The sequence below is a fragment of the Flavivirga eckloniae genome (assembly GCF_002886045.1).
GTDB lineage: Bacteria > Bacteroidota > Bacteroidia > Flavobacteriales > Flavobacteriaceae > Flavivirga > Flavivirga eckloniae.
The window spans coordinates 204,334-225,549 of record NZ_CP025791.1; the positions used below are offsets into that span (position 1 = coordinate 204,334).

General features: G+C 31.0%; 18 protein-coding genes. 6 read left to right on the top strand and 12 right to left on the bottom strand.

Translation table 11 applies throughout. The features are described 5' to 3' along the window. Positions 1 to 100: 100 nt before the first annotated feature. The gene (locus tag C1H87_RS00880) at positions 101 to 997 is read left to right on the top strand and encodes a leucine-rich repeat domain-containing protein (protein ID WP_158655078.1); all 897 of its coding nucleotides are present in this window, start codon (positions 101 to 103) and stop codon (positions 995 to 997) included. Between the two features lie 28 nt (positions 998 to 1,025). Here the strand turns inward: C1H87_RS00880 and C1H87_RS00885 are convergent, their stop codons facing one another. The 7 genes from C1H87_RS00885 to C1H87_RS00915 form a co-directional block, all read right to left on the bottom strand. Then, a complete protein-coding gene (locus tag C1H87_RS00885) occupies positions 1,026 to 2,228 on the bottom strand; it encodes a caspase family protein (RefSeq protein WP_102754009.1) in 1,203 nt (400 codons plus the stop codon). Positions 2,229 to 2,254: 26 nt separating this feature from the next. Beyond that, a complete protein-coding gene (locus C1H87_RS00890; RefSeq protein ID WP_102754010.1) occupies positions 2,255 to 3,868 on the bottom strand; it encodes a S8 family peptidase in 1,614 nt (537 codons plus the stop codon). A gap of 29 nt (positions 3,869 to 3,897) precedes the next feature. Further along, complete coding sequence (locus C1H87_RS00895) at positions 3,898 to 4,728, bottom strand: hypothetical protein (RefSeq protein ID WP_102754011.1); 831 nt, start codon at positions 4,726 to 4,728, stop codon at positions 3,898 to 3,900. Further along, positions 4,686 to 5,300, bottom strand: coding sequence for a hypothetical protein (locus C1H87_RS00900; protein ID WP_102754012.1), 615 nt, complete (start codon positions 5,298 to 5,300; stop codon positions 4,686 to 4,688). The genes C1H87_RS00895 and C1H87_RS00900 overlap by 43 nt, the downstream gene beginning before the upstream one ends. Before the next feature lie 370 nt (positions 5,301 to 5,670). Then, positions 5,671 to 6,186 carry a DinB family protein gene (locus C1H87_RS00905; protein WP_233783281.1) on the bottom strand — a complete coding sequence of 172 codons (516 nt, stop codon included), beginning with the start codon at positions 6,184 to 6,186 and terminating at the stop codon, positions 5,671 to 5,673. Positions 6,187 to 6,801: 615 nt separating this feature from the next. Continuing rightward, entirely contained in the window at positions 6,802 to 7,317 is a 516-nt protein-coding gene (locus C1H87_RS00910) for a GNAT family N-acetyltransferase (protein WP_102754014.1), read from the bottom strand. After that, positions 7,310 to 7,546, bottom strand: coding sequence for a hypothetical protein (locus C1H87_RS00915; protein ID WP_102754015.1), 237 nt, complete (start codon positions 7,544 to 7,546; stop codon positions 7,310 to 7,312). Before C1H87_RS00915 ends, C1H87_RS00910 begins: the two co-directional genes overlap by 8 nt. Before the next feature lie 370 nt (positions 7,547 to 7,916). Between C1H87_RS00915 and C1H87_RS00920 the strand changes: the two genes are divergently transcribed. After that, the gene (locus C1H87_RS00920) at positions 7,917 to 8,372 is read left to right on the top strand and encodes an Lrp/AsnC family transcriptional regulator (protein WP_102754016.1); all 456 of its coding nucleotides are present in this window, start codon (positions 7,917 to 7,919) and stop codon (positions 8,370 to 8,372) included. A gap of 214 nt (positions 8,373 to 8,586) precedes the next feature. On the opposite strand, the gene C1H87_RS00925 is transcribed toward C1H87_RS00920, so the two are convergent. Further along, positions 8,587 to 10,332, bottom strand: a complete 1,746-nt coding sequence (locus C1H87_RS00925; RefSeq protein WP_102754017.1) for a polysaccharide lyase 6 family protein — start codon at positions 10,330 to 10,332, stop codon at positions 8,587 to 8,589. A gap of 337 nt (positions 10,333 to 10,669) precedes the next feature. Between C1H87_RS00925 and C1H87_RS00930 the strand changes: the two genes are divergently transcribed. Together C1H87_RS00930 and C1H87_RS00935 are read left to right on the top strand one after the other, a co-directional pair. After that, a complete protein-coding gene (locus C1H87_RS00930; RefSeq protein WP_102754018.1) occupies positions 10,670 to 11,089 on the top strand; it encodes a hypothetical protein in 420 nt (139 codons plus the stop codon). A 257-nt stretch (positions 11,090 to 11,346) separates the two neighbouring features. Next, on the top strand, positions 11,347 to 12,138 hold the full coding sequence (locus C1H87_RS00935) for a zinc-ribbon domain-containing protein (RefSeq protein ID WP_102754019.1): 792 nt from the start codon (positions 11,347 to 11,349) through the stop codon (positions 12,136 to 12,138). Between the two features lie 167 nt (positions 12,139 to 12,305). On the opposite strand, the gene C1H87_RS00940 is transcribed toward C1H87_RS00935, so the two are convergent. The 4 genes from C1H87_RS00940 to C1H87_RS00955 form a co-directional block, all read right to left on the bottom strand. Further along, the gene (locus tag C1H87_RS00940) at positions 12,306 to 13,196 is read right to left on the bottom strand and encodes a DUF1353 domain-containing protein (RefSeq protein WP_102754020.1); all 891 of its coding nucleotides are present in this window, start codon (positions 13,194 to 13,196) and stop codon (positions 12,306 to 12,308) included. A gap of 136 nt (positions 13,197 to 13,332) precedes the next feature. Continuing rightward, complete coding sequence (locus tag C1H87_RS00945; protein ID WP_158655079.1) at positions 13,333 to 14,655, bottom strand: hypothetical protein; 1,323 nt, start codon at positions 14,653 to 14,655, stop codon at positions 13,333 to 13,335. A gap of 382 nt (positions 14,656 to 15,037) precedes the next feature. Continuing rightward, entirely contained in the window at positions 15,038 to 15,742 is a 705-nt protein-coding gene (locus tag C1H87_RS00950; protein ID WP_102754022.1) for an aspartate/glutamate racemase family protein, read from the bottom strand. A 10-nt stretch (positions 15,743 to 15,752) separates the two neighbouring features. Then, on the bottom strand, positions 15,753 to 18,422 hold the full coding sequence (locus C1H87_RS00955) for a DUF5916 domain-containing protein (RefSeq protein ID WP_233783283.1): 2,670 nt from the start codon (positions 18,420 to 18,422) through the stop codon (positions 15,753 to 15,755). Between the two features lie 112 nt (positions 18,423 to 18,534). Between C1H87_RS00955 and C1H87_RS00960 the strand changes: the two genes are divergently transcribed. Continuing rightward, positions 18,535 to 19,422 carry a LysR family transcriptional regulator gene (locus tag C1H87_RS00960; protein WP_102754023.1) on the top strand — a complete coding sequence of 296 codons (888 nt, stop codon included), beginning with the start codon at positions 18,535 to 18,537 and terminating at the stop codon, positions 19,420 to 19,422. Positions 19,423 to 19,613: 191 nt separating this feature from the next. Further along, positions 19,614 to 21,005 (top strand): right-handed parallel beta-helix repeat-containing protein, encoded by a 1,392-nt coding sequence (locus C1H87_RS00965; RefSeq protein WP_102754024.1) that lies wholly within the window; start codon positions 19,614 to 19,616, stop codon positions 21,003 to 21,005. Positions 21,006 to 21,216 lie beyond the last annotated feature (211 nt).

Below are 21,216 nucleotides of genomic sequence, written 5' to 3' on the forward strand. Positions count from 1 at the left end.
ACTTTAGAGTAAAATGTACTCGAGAGGTTCCGAAGATGGCTATATAACCATTTTTATATCCTTCTCCTCCATAAAGATATTTAAAGATAGTAATAAAAATATGTCTAAAACCACCATAAAGCCAAAAATTATATTAATTAAAAAAGATTTAAATAAAATACCAGAAGATGCATTAAAAGAAAAAAACTTACTTAAACTTAAACTAATAAATAATGAAATTAAAAATGTTCCTAAGGAAATTGAAAATCTGAAAAGATTAGAAACTTTTGATATTTCAAATAATTCAATTATACACACTTATACAAAAATTTTTGAACTTCAAAAATTAAAAATTCTAAATCTTAATAATAATAGAATTATAAATATCCCAAGGCAAATTGGCAATTTAAAAAAACTAAAAAAGCTTCAATTATCGAACAATCGTCTTAAACAATTACCAAAAGAAATTGAACAATTAAAAAATCTAAAAGAATTAAATATATCTTACAATAAGTTTGATACCTTTCCTGAAGAAATATATGAATTAAAACAACTTAAAACATTATGGATGGGAGGTAATTATTTTGAAGTATTACCTATTGAAAAATTACTAACTCAACTACCTAGTTTAAAAAATATTTACACTTACAGTAATATAAAATACCATAATAAAAATGGCCAAATAGATAATAATTATATAAGATTATCAAAAATCAGAGGTAATTCCTATGCTATTTTTAAACAAAAACCAAAGGACATAATTATTAATGAAATTTCCAGTACTTTAAAAAAGATGACCACCTATATTATCAAAGGTGAACTAAAAAATTTCTTTGAATCAGTATCCAATCACGAAACACTTTTTCAACCAAGTGAACTGAAAAGTATCTATAGTTTACAAACTCAATGGAATATTCTTGAAAATGAAATTCATACAAATATTATAAGTATAGATGACGAAACGATTAAGAAAAATAAAATTATTAATGGACTGTTAGGAATAGTTTTAAAAAGTTAGTGCTTAATCTATTTTAAGTTTAAAATTTTTAATCACACATGCTTAATCTGTATTCTAGATCTCTTATAATCTTTAGAAGTTCTCTCTGATAAAACCCATCTTCTAGAACACCTGCCATTTTTTCTTTAAAAAGACTATTGTATTTGTATGCAATAAATCTAGCATCCTTTATATAATCCTGATAACAAATTTCGGTTAATTCATAAAATTTCTTGATTGCTTTATAAGTTTCACCTTTAAAAACTAAAATTTCAATTTCTTTTATCTGTTCTTTACAATTTACATCATGTTCATCTGATACAATATTGTCTATAATATTTTCAATATTTATTGTACTGTGGCTATTATCTAAATTATACTGTTCTAATAAGGTTTTGATTTTATCATAGTCTGTAGATGATTTCAGTTTAATTTCATCTTTGCCATTTACATATTGAGCAGATTTGCATATAAAATAATCTGGGCTCAAGAATTCAATTTTGTTTATTATTGGTCTTTGTTTGTGATTAAATTGTAGCACACGTTCAGGAACTTGTTTGAATACATGATATAACAGGTCAATTACATTGACATACTTATCACTACTACTTGCTTTCCCTTCCAATGCTTCAAGAATAACCTCTGTGAAAAGGCTATTTTTTGAGTCTGGTAAAATAACAGATTGTTCATCATCGTCACAAGAAGTTAGAAACACTTTACCTTCTCCACTTTCAAGTTTTTTTAGCAACTCAATATTAGAATTTACAAGTTCATTATCTGGACTTTTCGATTTTAAAAGGGGCTGCCCTTTTTGGATCATTCCTGCAGCATGACAACAGTCAAGCATCACTAACAGTTTTTTTGCAGAAATTTTATCTATGGCTTTTGAAAATTCACTTCCTTTTACCATGGTTTCAGATCTATTATTTCTATCATACCCATTGGTTAGCAAATAATAATTTTCTTTAACCGAATTATCCATTTCATCCGAATAAACACCTCCGTGTCCAGAATAATATATAATAACTGTAGCATCATCAATTCCTAAAGTCTTTTCTGAAATTTTATTTAAAGCGTTAAGAACATTTACCCTATTTGCTTCTTTTTCAGTCAACAAAATGATATTTTCTTTGTCGTATGCTGCTTTATCAGAATCTCCTAAAACTTCTGCTATTGCGGTAGCATCTGCAATTGTAACAGGTAAATCAGAACCAACACCGATTAGTAGGGCATATGCATTTACTAAATTCATATTATTAAATCTTTTCAATTTATAATTCAAAGTTCTTTTAAGCGCAATTTTAAGGCTTCAGATGTGTTTTCTGATACCAATAAAACTTCCACAATTCTACTTTTCTGTTCTTTGGTCCAAAATACATTTTCATCACCATCATCATTTATATCTAAGTAATCGTGTAAATTGGGATTGATATGTAAATGTTGCAATAATTCAGTAGAGAACATTTCTTCTTTTGCCATTTCATTTTCTGTAATTTCTTTAGCTTTTAGCCTTAACATAATTCCTAATAAATCTAAAATTCCATTTAAAGTGGCTCTGGACTTTTTTGCACGCTTTAGAATATCAAAACCTGGAAAAATTTTTAATGCTTTATTCGCTTTTAATATACCATTACCATAATATTTCTCCCATTGTCTATATGTGGTTTTATCTGCAGAATTAAATAAAGCGTATTTAACTGCCTCAACTTTTTTCCATTTATCACTTGAAGAATCACCGATAATTTCATCAATTTCTTCTTTATAATAACTTAACCACAAGGCAGCTGCAGCTGCGACTTGAGGTGTTGCAGTTGAAGTTCCTCCTCCATCAAATCTATAATATATATTATTTTCTGCCTCATTCATTGTTGGCCATGGTGTATTTGGCGTGTAAGCTGCAATTGCACTTTTCATAGCTTTTTTTGGACCATAGTTACCCTGCATAGTTTCTCCGCCCTCAGATTTGTTTGACAACTGTGCTTTGAAGATATATGGAAAGTGATTAGATGTAACACCAGTTGCTGCAATTACTCTTTCCCACCGTGCTGGATAAAGTACTTTTTTAGGTAATAGTTTTTGACCTCCTTTATTCCAGCTATTACCTGCAGCAGTAACAATTGTAACACCAGCTTCATATGCTTTATTTACGACTTTCGCCCATTCTCTTGTAGGAGCTCCTGCCATTGACATACTGATTACTTCACATCCTTTTTGAATAGCATATTCAACAGCTTTTACAAAGTTTTGAGATCTAATTAAAGCAACAGTATCTGATATTCTTATTGGGATAATTTCAGCAAATGGAATACCTCCAAAATATCCTTTATAGTAATGACCATTTCCATCAAAAGTAATTTCACCTCCAGCTAATATACACATAGTCGCTGTGCCATGTCCATCCTGTTCAGCGAAAGAACCTCTTGTAGTATCTACTGCAGCTTTCCCTATTTCGTCTTTTACAAAACTTATACCTGTATCCAAATGTTTGGGCAGGGCTTCATGTCCAGGCTGATATCCAGTATCAATATGTGCAATGCGTATGCATTTTTCTTTGTTGATTTTTTGTATTACTTTTTCTCTTGCAAGATTTAATTCTGAATAATCATTCTCTAAATGCCAAACAAACTTATTGTCTATATCTGGTGGCAAAGGCCAAGTCTTTAAATAATTAGGTTTATCTGATTTTAGAATTAGCTTTTTTTGTAAATCAAGATCAAATAACTCTTCATCAATTTCTGGCTCAACATAAAAATCTAATTTGTTTTTGTCTCTATATTTATGGGCTTCATCCCATGCATTTGTTCCTTCTTTTATTATTTCTTCACTTGGCGAAAATGAATCACTTTTAGCCTGAAGTTTGGGTTTGTCAATGATTAAATTAATTTTATTCATGCTCTTTAAGATTTAAATATATAAGCAAATTATAGTTTAGGCTCTAGGTCACTTTCCTTTAAAGCCAAAATATCTTCAAAGCTAAAATTCTTATCATTCAATAAATCTTCGCCAGTTGAAATTTCAATTAAATTCTTATAATTAGGAGTCTTAAAGTATCTTATTTCTTTTACTCTTACCCCTTCTTGAAGTAAAACTAATGCTACATATTTTATGAATTTAATATCGACAGTTCTATCAGCAACTATTCTGTTTGTAATAGCTCCATCCCAATCTCTTCGGACTGGATCTTTATCAAGAAAGGGGGTTCTATTCAATGCTATTCTTACTCTATCCGAATCGACTTTTTTGCGATAAAAACGAATTCTAATTTTATGATAATCTACATATGTGGTATCCTGTTTGAGTATATTATGAATTTTTGCATTAGCCTTAAATGCTTCGTTAAGTGTCAACGAATCCACATTTTCACCTAAGCTTTCTGGTGTCCAATACAAAATTTCGAAATCTTTGACTCGTTTCCTAAAATTTTCTAGTTTAACTGCACTTAATTTTTGAATGCTATCAATTTCATATTCAAGGCTGTCTTTTTCTAATTCTTTCTTTGCTACTTCTACTTCTGCCATATCTTTTTTCATATTAGCTTCTAGTAAAGCTTTATCAGCTTTAGCGAACCTATCGTAAGCATAAAACAAAAATGCGAATGCAATTAACAGAGGTATAATGGTTAAAACATAGGTGATTCTCTTAGCCTTTTTCCTGTCTTTCGAAACACTATTTAATAAATCTTCAAATTCTTCTTTGTTATCTTCCATTTCTATTTCATTAATTTTTTGTAATTGACTTGGAATAAAAACCATTCAGGATCGTTTCTAAAAAAATGTGATTTTGACCCCATAAAAGCCAGAAGTTTATCCCAGCCTCTAGCATCAGTTTTTTCTTTATTGAAATTATTATAACTTGGAATTGAACCTAAAGCAATAGGCACACCTCCAATTGAAAAGTATATTGCGGCATCAATAGGAATAATAAAATAATAAACAACTAAACTTATCAAGCTTAAAACCACACTGAAAATAATTAAACGATCTCCTTTTTTTTTATAAGAATACGCTTCTTTTTTGGAGGAATTTCGCAAGTTTTCAATTTGAATTTTTTCAATTTTTTGAAGATGTTTTGTGTTATCCTTTTCAGGGTTTGCAATTCTTGAGACTAAGCTAATAAGATTTTTAACATTCAGATTAAAGCTTGATTCATAGTTACGAGAATCCATAATACTTTTTTCACTTTCTAACTTGTGATAAGTTGCAGAAATAAATTGTATATCTTGCTTATATTCATCAATTAATTCCATTGCTAACAACTTATTAATTGCTAAATCAAGTTCCCCACGATCAATTTTTCTATTTATTTCTATAAGTTCAGCAGTCATAACCTTGAAAAATCAATTCTTTTTTAGTTTTTTGAATATGAACTTATTAAATGCTGTTATAGTTGAAGTCAATAAGTCTAATTGAATAATATTATCCACACCATATTGATAATGTGCTATTCAAAATAGAAAAGGGAGAGTAAATCATTTATATATTAAATGATTGGAATAAATATAAGAAAAATATTTCAATTACCATTCCACTACACTCCTATCGTCGTTTCGTAAAAAGCGTGTTCCATTAGCATTGTAAAGAAAGTTTTAGAAGAAAAAAATAAGAAAAAGTAGTAGTTTAAACTTCGCTTTTACCAAAGCAAAGCTACATAACGCAGAACATTATAGTACAAATATAATATCGGAATATATAGTTTTATTTGGGCAAGCGGTTCTTTATGGTTGCTATTTGCCCCATATGGTTAGCCGAATGTTCCATCACGTGGTACCAGATATAGTGGTAGTTTAATCCCTCTTCTATATTCGATGAGAACCAAGTATCATCTTTGGTTTTGAGTCCATTTAAGGTTTTTTCACGGACTTCATCCCATAAATCCAAATAATACCTAATAGGTTCACCCTTAAGTATGCTTTTTACTTCTTCGTTAAGTTCACCTGCAACACCAAATCTCGTTAGCTCATCTTCTGTCCATTCTCGCCCCTTCAATGTCGCGGTCTGATAATACGATTCCGTAGACACCAAATGCATAATCAATGATCCTATGCTATTGGCATCAGCATCATATAAGAAATCAACTTGTGATTGGTCTAAGTCCTTAACTTGTTGGGTAATTCTATCTTTTAAGTCTTCTAACATGTAAACCATTATGCCAATCTTTGGTGAATAGCCCTCAACTGATTTCAGCTCTCCTTGTGCGTTCAACAGTATCATCGGTAATAAAAGTAGTAAAAGGCTGGTTTTTGTTTTTAAGGATTTCATAGTATCGTGTTCAAATTAATATATTGATATGGAAAGATATTCAAAAGTTACTATTTCTGGTTATTCATTATTTTGTAGAAGGTAATTGATTAAATAAGAATATCGACAATTATAAGGTTTATTGACAGAATTTTAACATCGTATAGATCAATATATTGAATATTTTATATGGATTCAATACTAACGGTTTTATCTGCATTATATTTCTGCAATATTAGCTATGCCTTATGTTGATACTCATTAAAATCCATAGTCTATTAACAATAGTTATTCACTAAAAGAAATAAAGGTTTGTATAATTTATTACAAGGGAGATTCAAAATATGAAATTTTTAACACGTAAGATTTTACATTTTCTGTAATCAATTTGAAATTAAAAAGAATAATCCCATTCCATGCACATTTTGCTCCACTCCTCTGCCCTTTCAGCAAAAAGAGTATTCCATTACATTTTTAAAGAAAATTTGAGATAAGAACTTCGCTTTTTCCAAAGCAAAGTTACATAACGTAGAACATTATAGTACAAATGTATTTCATATCATTAGATAGCTATAATTCAATATATACTTATATATTTTTTGAAAAAACTATATTTTCATATTCTTTTCCATTGACAAGAAAATTTAATTCTCCAACGTTTTTAAATTCATTTCTTTCATAGAATCTAATGGCTCTCTTATTTTTTATATAAACAGTTAGCCACATCGTATCTAATTGTAGTGCTTTAGCTTTTTCTTCAACAAAAGTTAGAAGTTGTTGTCCAATTTTTAAGGGTATAAACTCATTTTGGATGTAGATCCTTTCAAGACGACAATTGTTTTGAGAAGCAACACTTTCGTTTATAGCGTTTACTACTAATTTTGCGTAACCAACAGGTAAATCATCGACATAAATAATATAGAAAAGGTTCTTAGGATTGTTTATCTCTTGTTTCGTTTTAGAAATTGAAAAATTCGAGTTTAGGTATTCTAATAGATTGTTTTTATCAGCTATGTAGTGACCATGAGATTCTGCCCATGTTAGTCTTCCTAAAAGTGCTAAAATGGCTGTATCTGCTTCTTTAGCTATTTGTATTTTAATCATTACTGTTCTTTTTAATTTTTAATTGTCTTAGATGATACCCATGCAGAAATACAGCAATAGTGCACCCTACAATTATTGGAGTTGCGCTAATTAATGCGCCGTATAAAATGTAAATTATATTAGCAATTAGCGAGATTAGCCTTAGTTTATATTCACCTTTAGTGGACATTGAATATAAGTTTATTACTAAACCTCCGTAACCAATACAATCAATTAAAATTGTGTTCATTGTTTATTTTTTAAAATTTATCCGTTTGGTTATTCATTTATAGTTGAAAAGTATACGTATACTTAATTGGATACTTTTTATATATACTTCGCTAAATCTTCTTTTGATATTAAATACCGATACAATCATAATGAAGATTTAATTATTTAACACTTCAAATTTAGACTGTATACTGTGTTATTATATTAATAATATAAAGCTTAAAGTGTTATGTTATTAAATATATAATGTTTAACATATTTTATAAGTTATATAATTAATATTGACTAATTATTTTAAGTTAATCATAATTATTACCGTGTAATAATTAGTTAAAATTCTATAATTCAAAATATATACATTATATTTATCGTATATAATAAAAGGTATCATGCAAATAGATAAATTGAATTGGGCAATTCTTACAGAGTTGCAAAAAGATGCAAGAATGGCTGTCAAGGATATTGCAAAAACTGTCGGCTTATCGTCGCCCGCAGTTTCAGAACGAATTCAAAAACTAGAGGACCTAGGTATTATAAAAGGTTATACCACCAAGATCAATATAGAAGCATTAGGATATCCTTTGGGAGTAATTATCTCAATTAAAGTAAGGTACGGACAGACACAAAATTTCATGGACTTTATCAAAACCGTTCCTGAAATATTTGAGTGCTATCAACTAACGGGGCGTGATTGTATGCAGATGAAAGGCTATGTAAAAAACCCTAGCCATCTTCAAAATCTCAATAGTAGGTTGGCCGCTTACGGTGAGATGACCACGTCACTTGTTTTATCCTCCGTGATTTCTGATAATGTATTGGATGGTGAAATGCCATTTTCAAATTAAATTTGCTAAAAACCCAATCTAATGTTTATCTTTTGGATACTAATATTTGGTTTCAATTTCCCTCAGTCACTTGATCGGATATTTCGAGTAACGATTTCCAGTTAAGGCATTCCACACACATTCCACTTCTCTCCTATCGTCATTATGTTAAAAGAGTGTTCCATTACATTTTTAAGAAACATTTTAGAAAAAAAATCAAAGAAGATTTGCACACTTACTCAACAACAAAACGAACCGCAATCTTACTAGTTTTCAAAATATAAACACCAGATGAAAAATTACTAATATCAATCTTAGTGCTATTCAGTTGTATATTTTGTGTATGAAGCAATTTTCCTTGAATATCGAATATTTTAATAGCTCCAATATTAGCGTTGTTTTTCGAAATAATCAACTCACGATTAGCTGGCACTGGATAAAGTTTAATAACGTCCTTATTCAAATTTACATCACTAACAGATAATGTATTTAAAGCACCAAAACCTATTGTAGAGCCAACGTTAACAAACTTATAAGGACCAGCTGTACCACCAGATACAAATTCTTCCGCACCGGCATCAAAACTTAGCTCTCTATTCCCATTGAGAATATCTTTAGTTAAAAATGAATACGCCCCTACTCCAGCATCAATAGCATCACTCCCGGACGCTAGTCTATAAAAATCAGTTCCACTAGTTAACAACCCTGATGCTATCGTTTGATTAAAATTCACACCATTGGTTAAATCCCAATTTCCGTTTTGTGTTATATTGCCTTCATACTTTGAAGTTCCCGTAGGAGCTGTAATTTCTTGTAATGCAGAAATACTAGAGTTTAACATGATGTTATTGGCTATAATAACATTTTCTGGCGCCAAAGTTAAACTACTATTAACAGTTGTTCCCACTCTAATACCTAAATCACAATTAACAAACGTATTATTAATTATTTGTACATTTTTAACCTGGTAGTATTCATTAAGAGCAGATCCGGGCTTACCGTTAGATACATTTATTCCTCCAGTTGTATTAGATCCTGATCCATTTGGTTTTCTATATCTAAGACCTTCAAAATAATTATTATACACCTTATGGTCTTCCCCAATAACCCTTACACCTCCCGAAAATGAATTGTTATTTCCAAAAAAGTAGTTACCATAAACCTCAGTATTATTCCCATGTCTTAAAGTTAAGGTGCCTTGGTAATTTCTAAAAGTGTTGTTATAATATTTATTACTTCCGCTTTTGTTTGAAATAATTTCTACTTCACCAGACCAATTATTGAAAAAATTATCATAAACTTCTGTAAAAGAATCGGAAAGCGACGTAGTGCTTACACCAATTCGTATGGCATCCTGGTCATTTAATCCATTGACATCATTATTTACAGGAACTCTATCAGCAAAATAGTTATGATGTATTTTAGAATAATCGGGTATTGAGTTATTATGGTTGTCATTAATTATACTACCCACACCATTTTTCCCTATAAAAGAGCAATAACTCACTTCGTTATATGCTCCATAAATAATGACCCATTTGAAAATGTCTTCTTCCTGACTAACTGTGCCATTATAAGAATCTATTTTCACATTCCTTACATGACAATTTACACAATCGTTATTGCTTGTATCTCTAAATTCAATAACCGGCTCAATTCTTCCATTACTTGAAATAAGGCCTGATGCATTTCGAAAAATAACGCCTTCAAAAATAATGTAAGAGCCTCCTATACTTACATTGGAACGTCCTTCAAAAAACACATTTCCGGGATTTTGAGCTTTAATAATACACGGTTGAGACTCTGTAGCATTCACATTAATTGATATTTGCACATCAACCCAAGTACCATCAGCAAGTTCAATAACTGTACCTGCTTGTGCATTTGAAATAGCGTTCTGAAGCTCGGCATTATTGCTAACAATTTGCGCTGGTACATCAACAATTAATAATAGTAAAAACACGTGTAAATATTTTTTCATAGTATTTTATATTAAATAACTGGAAAACCAATTTGGTTAACCAGTTTCAAATATAACAAATTTCTATAGGTAAAATGATTTTATAGTGAATGAATTATTTAAAACCGTTACTATATCTGCATAAAAACCCATCCATAAGACTGATACCATTTTAGACGGGTTAAAATATCTTGATATATTATTTTACTAATATTACATGATCAACACAGAAAGGCCATTAAATATTTTAAATGTATTTAAGGTTATTTCAAGTTACAATTAGGACGCTTCACTTAAAATGAACCAATTTAAAACTTATAGTGCTAATATCTTTGAATAGAAATAAAAACAAAATAAGATGAAAAATTTTAAGTATTTACTAATTATGATGGTTGCTCTTGCCATATCTGTATCATCATGTAGCAATGACGACGACGACCACGATTACCACTTAGAGTATGTAAATGTTACAAGTGCAGAACTTCCTGGTGAATTTAATCATGGAAGTATTTATCAAATTAAGGTTACCATAGAATTACCAAATAGTTGTTATTTTTATTATGATCAATATGATTACATCTATAAAGGAAATACAAGGCTTATCTACCCTATAGCACATGTAGATGATGGCATTTCTTGTAATTTAAATATTACAGAAACTACATTTTCAATACCAGTGCAAGCCCTACAGTATGAACCTTATATTTTTAAATTTTATCAAGGTAAAGATGCTGATGGGGAAGATATGTTCTTAACTATTGAAGTTCCTGTTATCTGAAATCAATAAATGGATCAAAAAATATTAAATTTTGGCTTAAAGATAAGTTATTCATATAGTTAGTTTAAACCGCTCAGTCTTTTCAATGACTGAGCGGTCTTTTATGTATTTGCCTCCATTCCTTTTCCCTTTCAGCAAAAAAGAAATTTTTTAGGAAGAAAAAATGAGTTTACTTTTTAATAATATCACTGAAAACAGGGTAATTTAAAAAGAAGATTACACTTATTTTTGATGAAAAATTATACAAATACGATTATATGTTTCTACATTTTGGAATCAGAGCATCTAAACTAAAAGAGAAAAGAATACGAGGCAATACGACATGTCCTAATTGTGAAAGTCAAAACTCTTTTATCGCTACAACATTTGGGAAATATTTGCATGTATTTTGGATTCCATTGTTTCCATTATCAAAAACAACAATTTTAGAATGTAAGCATTGTAAGAAATCTTACAACCAAAATGAAATTCCAACCGAAATTAACAAAGCACTTTTAAAGGAAAATAAATTAAATCCAGTTAAAGCACCTCTATGGCACGGTTGCGGTGGCCTAATACTAATTGTTTTGTTTCTAGTTGTATTTATATTCATAATGACAAATGAAAGTGAGGCTGATCCAATAAAAATAGATCCTATGACTAAGCTTCTGATGGATGATATTGTTAAAGTTTCATCAAGTCCAACTATTGAAACAGACTCTATCTCATTTTATCTAAAGCCATGTATAAATTCATCTATAGAGGGTATAAAAACGAATGAAATAAAATATTATTCTAAAATTAAAAAGAATAAGCTATTAGTTTTATTAAAAGTAATGGATATGAAAAAAATAGAAAAATCATCCAGAAAAGAACTTTTATTTGCTGTTGAAGATTGCTTACTTGATCTTGGTTTACTTGAAACTTATGACTGTTACATTGGTGTGAAAGGTAAGTGGAATATGCTTTTGGTTAAAACACCATACAATTCGGACTTAGGTGGTAGATTTGCAAATATGAATTTTTTGCTACCGTTTTACGACAATGACTCAATACCCACTATAAATTAATATTGAGGAATTCGGAAAAACTAAGTAAAAAGATTGTTATTGAATGATTCTCATAATTTAATATCATGTCATTATGAGGAGAGAAGGGATACGGTAATCTTTTCAATTTTTAGTTTTAATTAAACAGATTGCCACTGTCGTGCCTTCTTTGCAATGACACTATATATTTAATCTTTCCAGAAAATCCCTCCAAATAGCCTAACACCGAAATACGCCATCCAACGTTTAATAAAAGACACGCCCTCCTGCTTCATATGATACAGAAAAATAGAATCTGTTTCCAACCTGCTAATTTGTACAGTTTGTGCGTTTTCTGAAACTGTAAGCATATTTTGCTCGTTAATTTTTAAATTCCCTTTGTTTACATATAAAAAATCGTGTACTAATGGGGCTATTATTGAAAGTTCAAAAGGAGCAATAAACACCCATAAAAACCTTGGTACGGTAGATAAGTCGAACTTAAACCCTTTTGGAATTTCTATCCCTATTACTTTCGACAGCTCTTTTGAGGATATATTCACATTAACCTGTTCTTCTAATATCCATATTTTACTTAATTGATTCCAACTAATTTTAGGATCCGGTAATTTAGACCCTTTAATATAAACAGTGGTTTCAGATATAGATGTAAATGGTTTTAACACAACTAAAGTTTTAGGAACAAACCAAATAAGTAACATGACCAGAATATCCAATAGAAGGTGAAATTTGAATAAATCTTTCCCCTCTAATACCTCTTTGTTTTGAATAAGCTGATATATTTGACGCGTTTCTCCTGAATCCTTTTTAAGTTCAGAAACAATGTTTTTAGCATCCTCATATAAATAAATCCGTTCTTTATTTACTGACTTTAATGCCCCATAGTTGGCATACGCAAAAACAGAAAAACCAATTATAACAATTATTCTTGCTAAAATGGAAGACACATGTTTTGGAAAAGAAATTAATGCAGCAATCAACCCAATAACAACCGTAGTATAAATGCTCCATAATACTTGAAAGGAATCAAATCTTTGATACATTAGGTTTAAAACCTCATATAAATCTTGTTCTTGCATAACGATTTAATTTATAACGAAATATGTTTTTTGATAGCTGTTAAATATACAAAATTAACACGTATTGTATTACGCTATTTAATCGTTAAAAATCATTAAAGTTGTTTAAACATAAAAGGATTAATCCGTTATAAATTTAATGACTAACAACACCCTTGGCATATAAAAAATCTGAATTTAAAGATCCAGATATGTTTTTAACTGTACCATCTATGGCACCTTGGATTAATGATAAATCGGAAGGTGCCGTTTCTGGCTGTGTTAGATAAGGCAGGTTTCTTTTTTCTCTTTTCGTAAGTGCCTCATGATCTCCGGTAAGTTTATACCATCTAGTATGCCAATTTCTTGAGCCTTGAAAAGTTTTTGAATACTTAATTTCCCCTGTAGAATTGTCGATAATTTCAGCAAACGTTTTTACGCTTGAGGAGCTTTCTTTACTAAAATAGGTTACATTCGCTCTTACCATACTTTTTATTTCATTGCCGGCTTTGTCTTTACCAGTAACGATTTCACGCTCATAACTCACTTTGTTCGATTTTGTATCGCTATGGTTTGCAAGTATGTCGCTTACAGCTAGATTAATTCGAAAATCTGCAGGTGTTGATTCCGATACCAAACGAATATGTCTCATATGTGAACCATTCAATGAAGAGGATAATTCGTCTTTTATCATTAACTGCAAAGATTTATCAAGCCTTCTATATGTTGAAGACCGAACGGTTTCTGGATATACAGCAACATTATATATCGATTTTTCAACCGCTATGTCTTCTCTGTCTTTAGCATCTTTATAATTCTCTTTATATGCCTGAACAATTGCATAATAAGAACTAATTTTTTTCCAGTCGTCTTTTTTAGTTGCCGTGGTTTCTTTTTGAATGGCTAAATTATAATAGCAAGGAGCTATTGAGTCTGCTATACTAACATAAGCTTTATTAGCCTTATCCATCTCTTCCTTGTTATAAGGTAAAATTTCATATGCAGATAAATTTTCATTCGATAGTTTAATCTTATTCAATTTTTGTAAATACTTCAAATAATCAATATAACACTTTTCTGTTTTGGCTTTTTCAATGAAACTTTGTTTATCAAGTACTTCTTTTATACTATCCATTTCATTGTTAACAGAAGTCATTATCTCTTTAGATATTTCTGGTGTAAAAACTTTTTTAAATCTTTTTATCTGTCTTTTCTTGGTGGCTTTGGACAGTCCTAACATATAATGATGCAATGCCTTTTTTTGATTTCCGTTTTTTAGGCTCTTTTTAGCACTGGACTTATGTTTTACCGGAGATAGGTTTTTGTTTGCAAAACTTATAAAATACCAATGAATTGGAGTGTCTTTCATTGATGTTCTAGTAATTATTTCAAATCTATCATCATCAGACAATTGGCTCTGAGCTGATGAAGAATAGGTAAAAAGTAGTACGAAAGACAGGGATATAAACAAAAATCTCATAATTATTTTTTGGCTTTAAATTCAACGGATCTAAAATAACCTCTTAAGATTTTGCTTAAATACGGGTACCCGTAAAAACACTATATTAATTAAAAAGAAATGTTATAAACTTTGTTGTTAATATGTAATAACACTATAAACCAAATAAATAAGAAAAAAATCTATAGTTTTTAAAACTTTTAACTTGCATATTCACTTATGAATTATTCTCCCTGTATGACTTTTATCTGACGAGCAATTGGATTCAAATAAGCATACACTCATCTCTTTTACATATCTTTTAAAAGCGTTTTCAAACATAATATTAAACCTGTATTGTTTATTTACCTGTGTTTTACAAGCACATTCTATGTTACATGTTTTCATAATTGTATTGTTTAATCTATATTATTGACATCATTACAGCTTTATCTACATGAATATCTCCCGTATCGAAAGTTGGGATGCTTACATCATTTTCTTTAATAAGCATTGATAACTCTGTACAACCCAAAATCACACCTTCCACGCTATCTAATTGCCCTTTTTTAATAATTTCTAGCATTGTATTTTTTGATTCTTTACTAAACACACCTTTAAGTAGCTCCGAATAAATAATGTTATGTATGCTGCCTCTATCTTCTACATTTGGAATAACAACCTTCAATCTATAAGTATCTTCAAGAATTTTAGTATAAAAGTCTTTTTCCATAGTGTCTTTAGTTCCTAGTAGCAGTATTCTTTTTAATCCTTTTTGTTGTATGGCTTCCCCTGTGGCTTCAGCTATATGTAAAAATGGAATAGAAATATTTTTGTTGATTTGGTTACTAACTATATGGATTAAGTTAGTACATAGTAATACCATATCTGCTCCTGCTTTTTCTAATTGTTGGGCACTTTTCACAACAATTTTTCCGATAGCTTTCCAATCATTTGCGACTGTATGTTTTTCTATTTCAGCAAAATCTACAGAAACCATAATAATTTTAGCAGAATGAGAGCCTCCTAAAATGGTATTCATCTTCTTATTAATACGCTCGTAATAGAGTTTTGATGACTCCCATCCCATCCCTCCTATTAATCCTATTGTTTTCGTTTGATGTTTCATAATTTAAAATTTAAAAGAAGCGATACGTTGCTTTTATTAGAAATGTATTATTCGGTTGTGCGCTAAAAATTTGATTGTCAAAACTTCTGAATAAGCCCCCCGTAGGTCTGTTATTATCTGTAATACCTTGAGCCCATACCAAGAATATTTCTGAACCTGGTTTGTATTCATAGCGCACCACAAGATTAGATCTAAACTGAGCAAACGAAAAGTCAGGATCTTTAAAATGATAGTCTACAGAATCATCTGAAGCCTCATCAATTGCATAGTTATTATTCGTTTCATCAAAGAAAATTTGTGAATCTGTGTAATATGCAATTTGTTCATTATGCGATTTAGCCAACGCATGATTCATATATCCAAAATTGCTATAAACACCTTTAGATATGTAAGGTTCTGCATAGTATTGAATAGATAAATTTGGATTAATAGTATAATTAAATCTAAAGGCCAAACTAAAGGTGTCTCGGTCTAGTTTAGACATAATATATCGTGGTAAACCGCTAAAATCAACCGTTTCATTATACTGTAATCGATGACGAATCATATTATATCTAGGAGACACAGATAAACTAAACTGATTTATTGGCTGATACGTAATTTTTAATCCATTATCTAACAAGAAATAACTATCCTCATTTCCAGTTTTTGTCCATCCATCTAAACTAAAAGACAGCTTTTTTCTTGTATCGGTTCCCAAAGCCCACCAAAAACCATATTGATCTGGTAAATATATTCTCGGACCACCCTGTAACAATGATTTTGAATATATGTGAGGTTGACTAAAAAAACCAACTGTAGCATTCCAATTGTTTTGAAATGTTCCTCTTGCTTCTACATCCCAATCTATATAATTCAAATTACCCTCAAAGTCCCATTTAAACCAATGTTGATAAGTCAACGTACCTTTTCTAAAAGCTCCAAAAGGTTTTAGTGAATTATAGGTAATACCTGCATAGTTTTGAATATCATCTGCTTCAAGCATAAAACCAAGATCATTCAATTCTAGCTCTGGAGAACGCCAAGTAAACCCTGTTTCAAACTTTAAATGACCTTGCCCAGCTTTACCAAATTTTATATCCCCTCCCGTTCCTGTAAGCGAGGTTTTTGTTGGATCTATTGAAACATGACCTGCATCAGTACGCTGAAACAAATGAGGAATTGACAACTGCGTTCTTAAAATAGATTTTTCACTTCCTTCTACATGACTCATTACCATATTGGCTCCCAAATACCAGGTTCTATTTTTCCATTGATGCATAAAATCAATACCAGCTGTAGTAGCCGATTTATGCAAGAAATCTGTATTGGTATCTAGGTTTCTAATGGTTGACGTTACAATACCTCCAAAAAATGTATTACGGTTGTTAAAGTCTTTTTGTACCCGACCAACAAAGTAATTGGTAAAAGGTTCTATAAGTTGTTCTCGCTCACTACCATTATTATAGATTTTAGCATACTCATTTGTAGTCATGCTCTCCATAACACCTATAGACCAACCATCTTTTGTTTTTCCACTAAATTTTACAGCCCCTAAAATGGTTGTTCGCTCTGGAGCATCTGAAAATTCATCCGTTTCTGTTTTAACGAAACCTTGCGGATTTCTGCCTATACGTCTAGAGTAAAACAAATTATCGCGACTAAAAGAACCGCCTACAATTGGATTAGAGAATTGATAATTGAAAATATTCTTATTCTCGACAAAAAACGGACGCTGCTCTCTAAAAAACAATTGAAAACCATCTAGTGCAATTGCAGCCGGATCTGCTTCTACTTGTCCGAAATCTGGATTTATGGTAAAATCTAAAGTAAGATCATTTGTTATTCCAATCTTACCATCAATCCCTGCATTAATGGTTGTTATATGCTTATCGCGATATGGGTTATTTGGATCTTTTTTAAAAGTTTCTAGAGAAGTGACCACAAAGGGCTGGATTTCAAACTGTCTTTGAGGCTTTAAGCCGTTTAATCCATGTAACTCTCCAAACTCACTAATCCAACCCGGAGCATCAATTGGTATACGCTGCCAAACAGACGTTTCGTTATTACTAAAATAGTTTCGAATTACTTGTAGCCCCCAAACTTGGTTTTCAGATTTCCCAAAACGCAATTGACTTAAAGGTATTTTCATTTCTGCTGTCCACCCTTCATTTGTAATAGCACTTTTAGTATACCAAATAGGATTCCAGGTAATATCCTCACTTTTACCATTAAGCGTAATGATTTTGTCGCCTTTTACGCCAGCTGCAGTTACCGTAAATGAAAACGCCGAACGTAAATCGTGGTAACTGTCAAAAATAACCTCTACCCAATCCCCTTCAAAGCCATCGCGTCTAGACATCCAATTGGTAATCTTTTCAGGTTGCTTGTCAAAATTTTTAATTCCTATGTAGAGATGTTTTGCATCGTATACTATTTTAAAAGTAGTTTCTTCTGAAGGTGACACATTTTCTGTAGGTTCTCTTTGAATAAAATTAGACGCCCAATCGTTCTTTTTTCCCCAAATGACATCTTCTAATTTCCCATCTATAATAGGAATTTCAGTTTTAGAGATTCGTTGTGAACTGTATACTTTTTTAGAAACAATCTGCCCTTGTTGAGAAATACACACACAAGGAATACTAAATAATATTGATAGTATGATTCGCATTTTTAACATAGGATTTGTTTTATTTTTCATCAAAATTATACTTAGAATGACTCTTTTTAATGAAAGTTAGTTGATAGATCGTGCCGCTATTATTGAAAAAATTTCAACTACACCCATTTATAAAGTATCGTATCTTTGAATTATGGAACTAAAGTATTTTAGACTTATAAAAACCATTGCTGAAGAAGGGAATCTTGCGAATTCTTCCGAACGTTTATTTTTAACGCAATCTGCGTTAAGCCATCAATTGCGAGATCTTGAGGAACGCTTAGGTTTTAAGGTTTTCCGTAGAAGTAGAAACAAATGGGAGCTTACAGATGAAGGGACCGAACTTTATAAGTTAGCTAATAAACTCTTTAGTTCTATAGATGAAAGTTTTAGTAATATTAAGCATATAAAAGAAGGCTCAAGAGGAGCTATAAAGTTAAGCGCAGAATGCCAGTCTTTTTTTCATGCCATTCCTGAGTTTATTCAAAAAATGGGGATTCTTTATCCTGAAATAGATATAGATCTAACATTAGGAGCTACACATCAAACCATATCGCAGGTATTATCTAACGAAATAGATATTGCCATAGTTACCTCTAAACCTGCGTCAGAAGAACTAACAATTGTAAAAGTGTATGAAGATGAAATTTTTGCTGTCATGCACCGCGAAAATCAATTTAATACTTTAGATTATTTGGAAGCAAGTCATTTTTCGAAAATTCATTTACTTATTAATTCTTTTCCGTTAGAAGGTGTTTCCGTTTATGAGCATTTTTTAAAACCAAATAAAATCAATCCAATTAAAATATCGGCCATTCCATTTACCGAAATTACCTTATCAATGATTCAAGCTAATATGGGAATTATGTGCGCTCCGAAATGGCAATTAAAACCCTTTAAATTGTCTGAAGAAATTGCCTTTAAACGTATTAGTGAAAACGGACTTAAACGAAATCATTATTTAGTGGTAAAAACAGAGCATAGAAATAAGAAATATATTCACGATTTTATCTCAAGTTTTGAAGAAGATTTTTTGAAATGATAAAATTACAAAAGCGTGTCTTTTCAGTCACTCGTTTTTTGATGTACCTTATCTTACAAAAAGTTATTCCATACCTCATACCGAATAGACCATCACTTTTCATCTAAAAAACATCCATAGATAAAACCTTTACGTAACTTTAATATTATATTGCAACATAAAAAAGCATTAATCCCCAATAATAATGCCCTATGAAAAGCTTACCATACTACCTACTGATCGTTATTATAATTTTCACAACTTCATGTACTAAAGAAGGCCTCGATCCCAGCAAAAATGATGTAAATTATGATGCCGATCCTGAAAATCTAGATGAAAAAGGTTTACCTATACGTCTTTTCGACGCTAAACTACCAGCCATGTTAAATAACCTTGAATATACTATTGATTTGAATCAATGGGGCATTCCCAATGATGGTACAGATGTCGCTAAGACCACATCTAATCTACAGGCGGCCATCGATTGGGCCCATGAAGAAGGTTATAGTAAAGTGATATTACCTCAAGGTAATTATTTAATTGGTAAAGATGTAAACGATATATACTATGGAGGTATTGAAATACATGGAGATACCGAATTCGTTTTTAGTGAAGGCACTGTTTTAGAAATTGATACCAATGATAAATGGAATTACTGTGTTATTAGCCTAAAAGGAGACAATATAATTATACGTGATGGTATTATTAAAGGTGATCGAGACACACATATTTTCACACCTCGCGATAATGATGGAAAGACAGCTCATGATGAAGGTCATGGTATTTGTGTTTGGAATAAAAGCAATCAGGTATTAATTAAAAACATGAAAATTCATAACCTAACTGGTGATGGGTCTTTAGTACTTGATGCAAACGATGTTACTTTTACAAATAATGACATTTACAACAATAGACGTCAGGGAATCTCGATTGTTGGCGGTAAACGTATTGAAATAAAAGATAATGAAATACACCATATAAATGGTACAAGTCCGCAATTTGGCATTGATATAGAAGGACCTGGACGTGTTGATGAAGACATCTTAATCCAAAACAATTATTTTCACCATAATAGAGGTGGTGATATTGTAAATACCAGTGGTGAAAATGTTTATATCCTTGATAATATCATGGAGCAAGGAGAAGGCAGCACCTATGTAGATGGCCCCATTGTTAGCTGGCACAAAACCCATAATATTATTGCCAGAAATACCATTACTATGAAAACAGGATCGGCCAATGGAAGGTTAGGTTATATTCAGTATTCAGGAGGTGGTGATAAAGGGCATAATCGTGCTACTTATGTTCACGAAAATATATGCAATAGCTGCGGTATGTATATGTATAAAAGTTCTGATGCAGATGTACGTCGTAACAAGTTCCTTGGGTATTTTATGGCATTTTCAAAATTCGATAATGTCATATTAATTGATAATCTGGTGACATACTCTGAGGAACATCCTAAATTAAGATACTGCTGGTCATACCGTTTTAATGATGTTACAGGGTTTGCTAGTGGAAATTATTTAGGAGAAACCCTTGAAGATATACCTCTATCAGAAACAACACCTCATACATTACAGTGTGTGTTAGACGGTTGGTAAAAACTTTTTGTAAACACCACTACGGAAGTCGTCATGCTTTATCTTCCTCTCTAGCGAGGAATCTTTATAAGAAAAATTAGATATGATTATCTCAAATTATATTGCACATCCTTCTTTTAACTCTAAAAAATATAAATATCACAGGGAGGCTCCGTTGAAATTGTCCTTCTTGCACCCCATGCTGAACTTGTTTCTGTAAAAATGAGAGTCT

What these genes read in the sequence shown, in the direction of transcription:
- C1H87_RS00930 (WP_102754018.1), top strand. Translation starts at nt 10,670, where the DNA reads ATGAAAAATTTTAAGTATTTACTAATTATGATGGTTGCTCTTGCCATA.
- C1H87_RS00940 (WP_102754020.1), bottom strand. Translation starts at nt 13,196, where the DNA reads ATGCAAGAACAAGATTTATATGAGGTTTTAAACCTAATGTATCAAAGA.
- C1H87_RS00905 (WP_233783281.1), bottom strand. Translation starts at nt 6,186, where the DNA reads ATGATACTGTTGAACGCACAAGGAGAGCTGAAATCAGTTGAGGGCTAT.
- C1H87_RS00925 (WP_102754017.1), bottom strand. Translation starts at nt 10,332, where the DNA reads ATGAAAAAATATTTACACGTGTTTTTACTATTATTAATTGTTGATGTA.
- C1H87_RS00910 (WP_102754014.1), bottom strand. Translation starts at nt 7,317, where the DNA reads ATGATTAAAATACAAATAGCTAAAGAAGCAGATACAGCCATTTTAGCA.
- C1H87_RS00955 (WP_233783283.1), bottom strand. Translation starts at nt 18,422, where the DNA reads ATGAAAAATAAAACAAATCCTATGTTAAAAATGCGAATCATACTATCA.
- C1H87_RS00890 (WP_102754010.1), bottom strand. Translation starts at nt 3,868, where the DNA reads ATGAATAAAATTAATTTAATCATTGACAAACCCAAACTTCAGGCTAAA.
- C1H87_RS00950 (WP_102754022.1), bottom strand. Translation starts at nt 15,742, where the DNA reads ATGAAACATCAAACGAAAACAATAGGATTAATAGGAGGGATGGGATGG.
- C1H87_RS00885 (WP_102754009.1), bottom strand. Translation starts at nt 2,228, where the DNA reads ATGAATTTAGTAAATGCATATGCCCTACTAATCGGTGTTGGTTCTGAT.
- C1H87_RS00880 (WP_158655078.1), top strand. Translation starts at nt 101, where the DNA reads ATGTCTAAAACCACCATAAAGCCAAAAATTATATTAATTAAAAAAGAT.
- C1H87_RS00960 (WP_102754023.1), top strand. Translation starts at nt 18,535, where the DNA reads ATGGAACTAAAGTATTTTAGACTTATAAAAACCATTGCTGAAGAAGGG.
- C1H87_RS00915 (WP_102754015.1), bottom strand. Translation starts at nt 7,546, where the DNA reads ATGAACACAATTTTAATTGATTGTATTGGTTACGGAGGTTTAGTAATA.
- C1H87_RS00965 (WP_102754024.1), top strand. Translation starts at nt 19,614, where the DNA reads ATGAAAAGCTTACCATACTACCTACTGATCGTTATTATAATTTTCACA.
- C1H87_RS00900 (WP_102754012.1), bottom strand. Translation starts at nt 5,300, where the DNA reads ATGACTGCTGAACTTATAGAAATAAATAGAAAAATTGATCGTGGGGAA.
- C1H87_RS00920 (WP_102754016.1), top strand. Translation starts at nt 7,917, where the DNA reads ATGCAAATAGATAAATTGAATTGGGCAATTCTTACAGAGTTGCAAAAA.
- C1H87_RS00895 (WP_102754011.1), bottom strand. Translation starts at nt 4,728, where the DNA reads ATGGTTTTTATTCCAAGTCAATTACAAAAAATTAATGAAATAGAAATG.
- C1H87_RS00935 (WP_102754019.1), top strand. Translation starts at nt 11,347, where the DNA reads ATGTTTCTACATTTTGGAATCAGAGCATCTAAACTAAAAGAGAAAAGA.
- C1H87_RS00945 (WP_158655079.1), bottom strand. Translation starts at nt 14,655, where the DNA reads ATGAGATTTTTGTTTATATCCCTGTCTTTCGTACTACTTTTTACCTAT.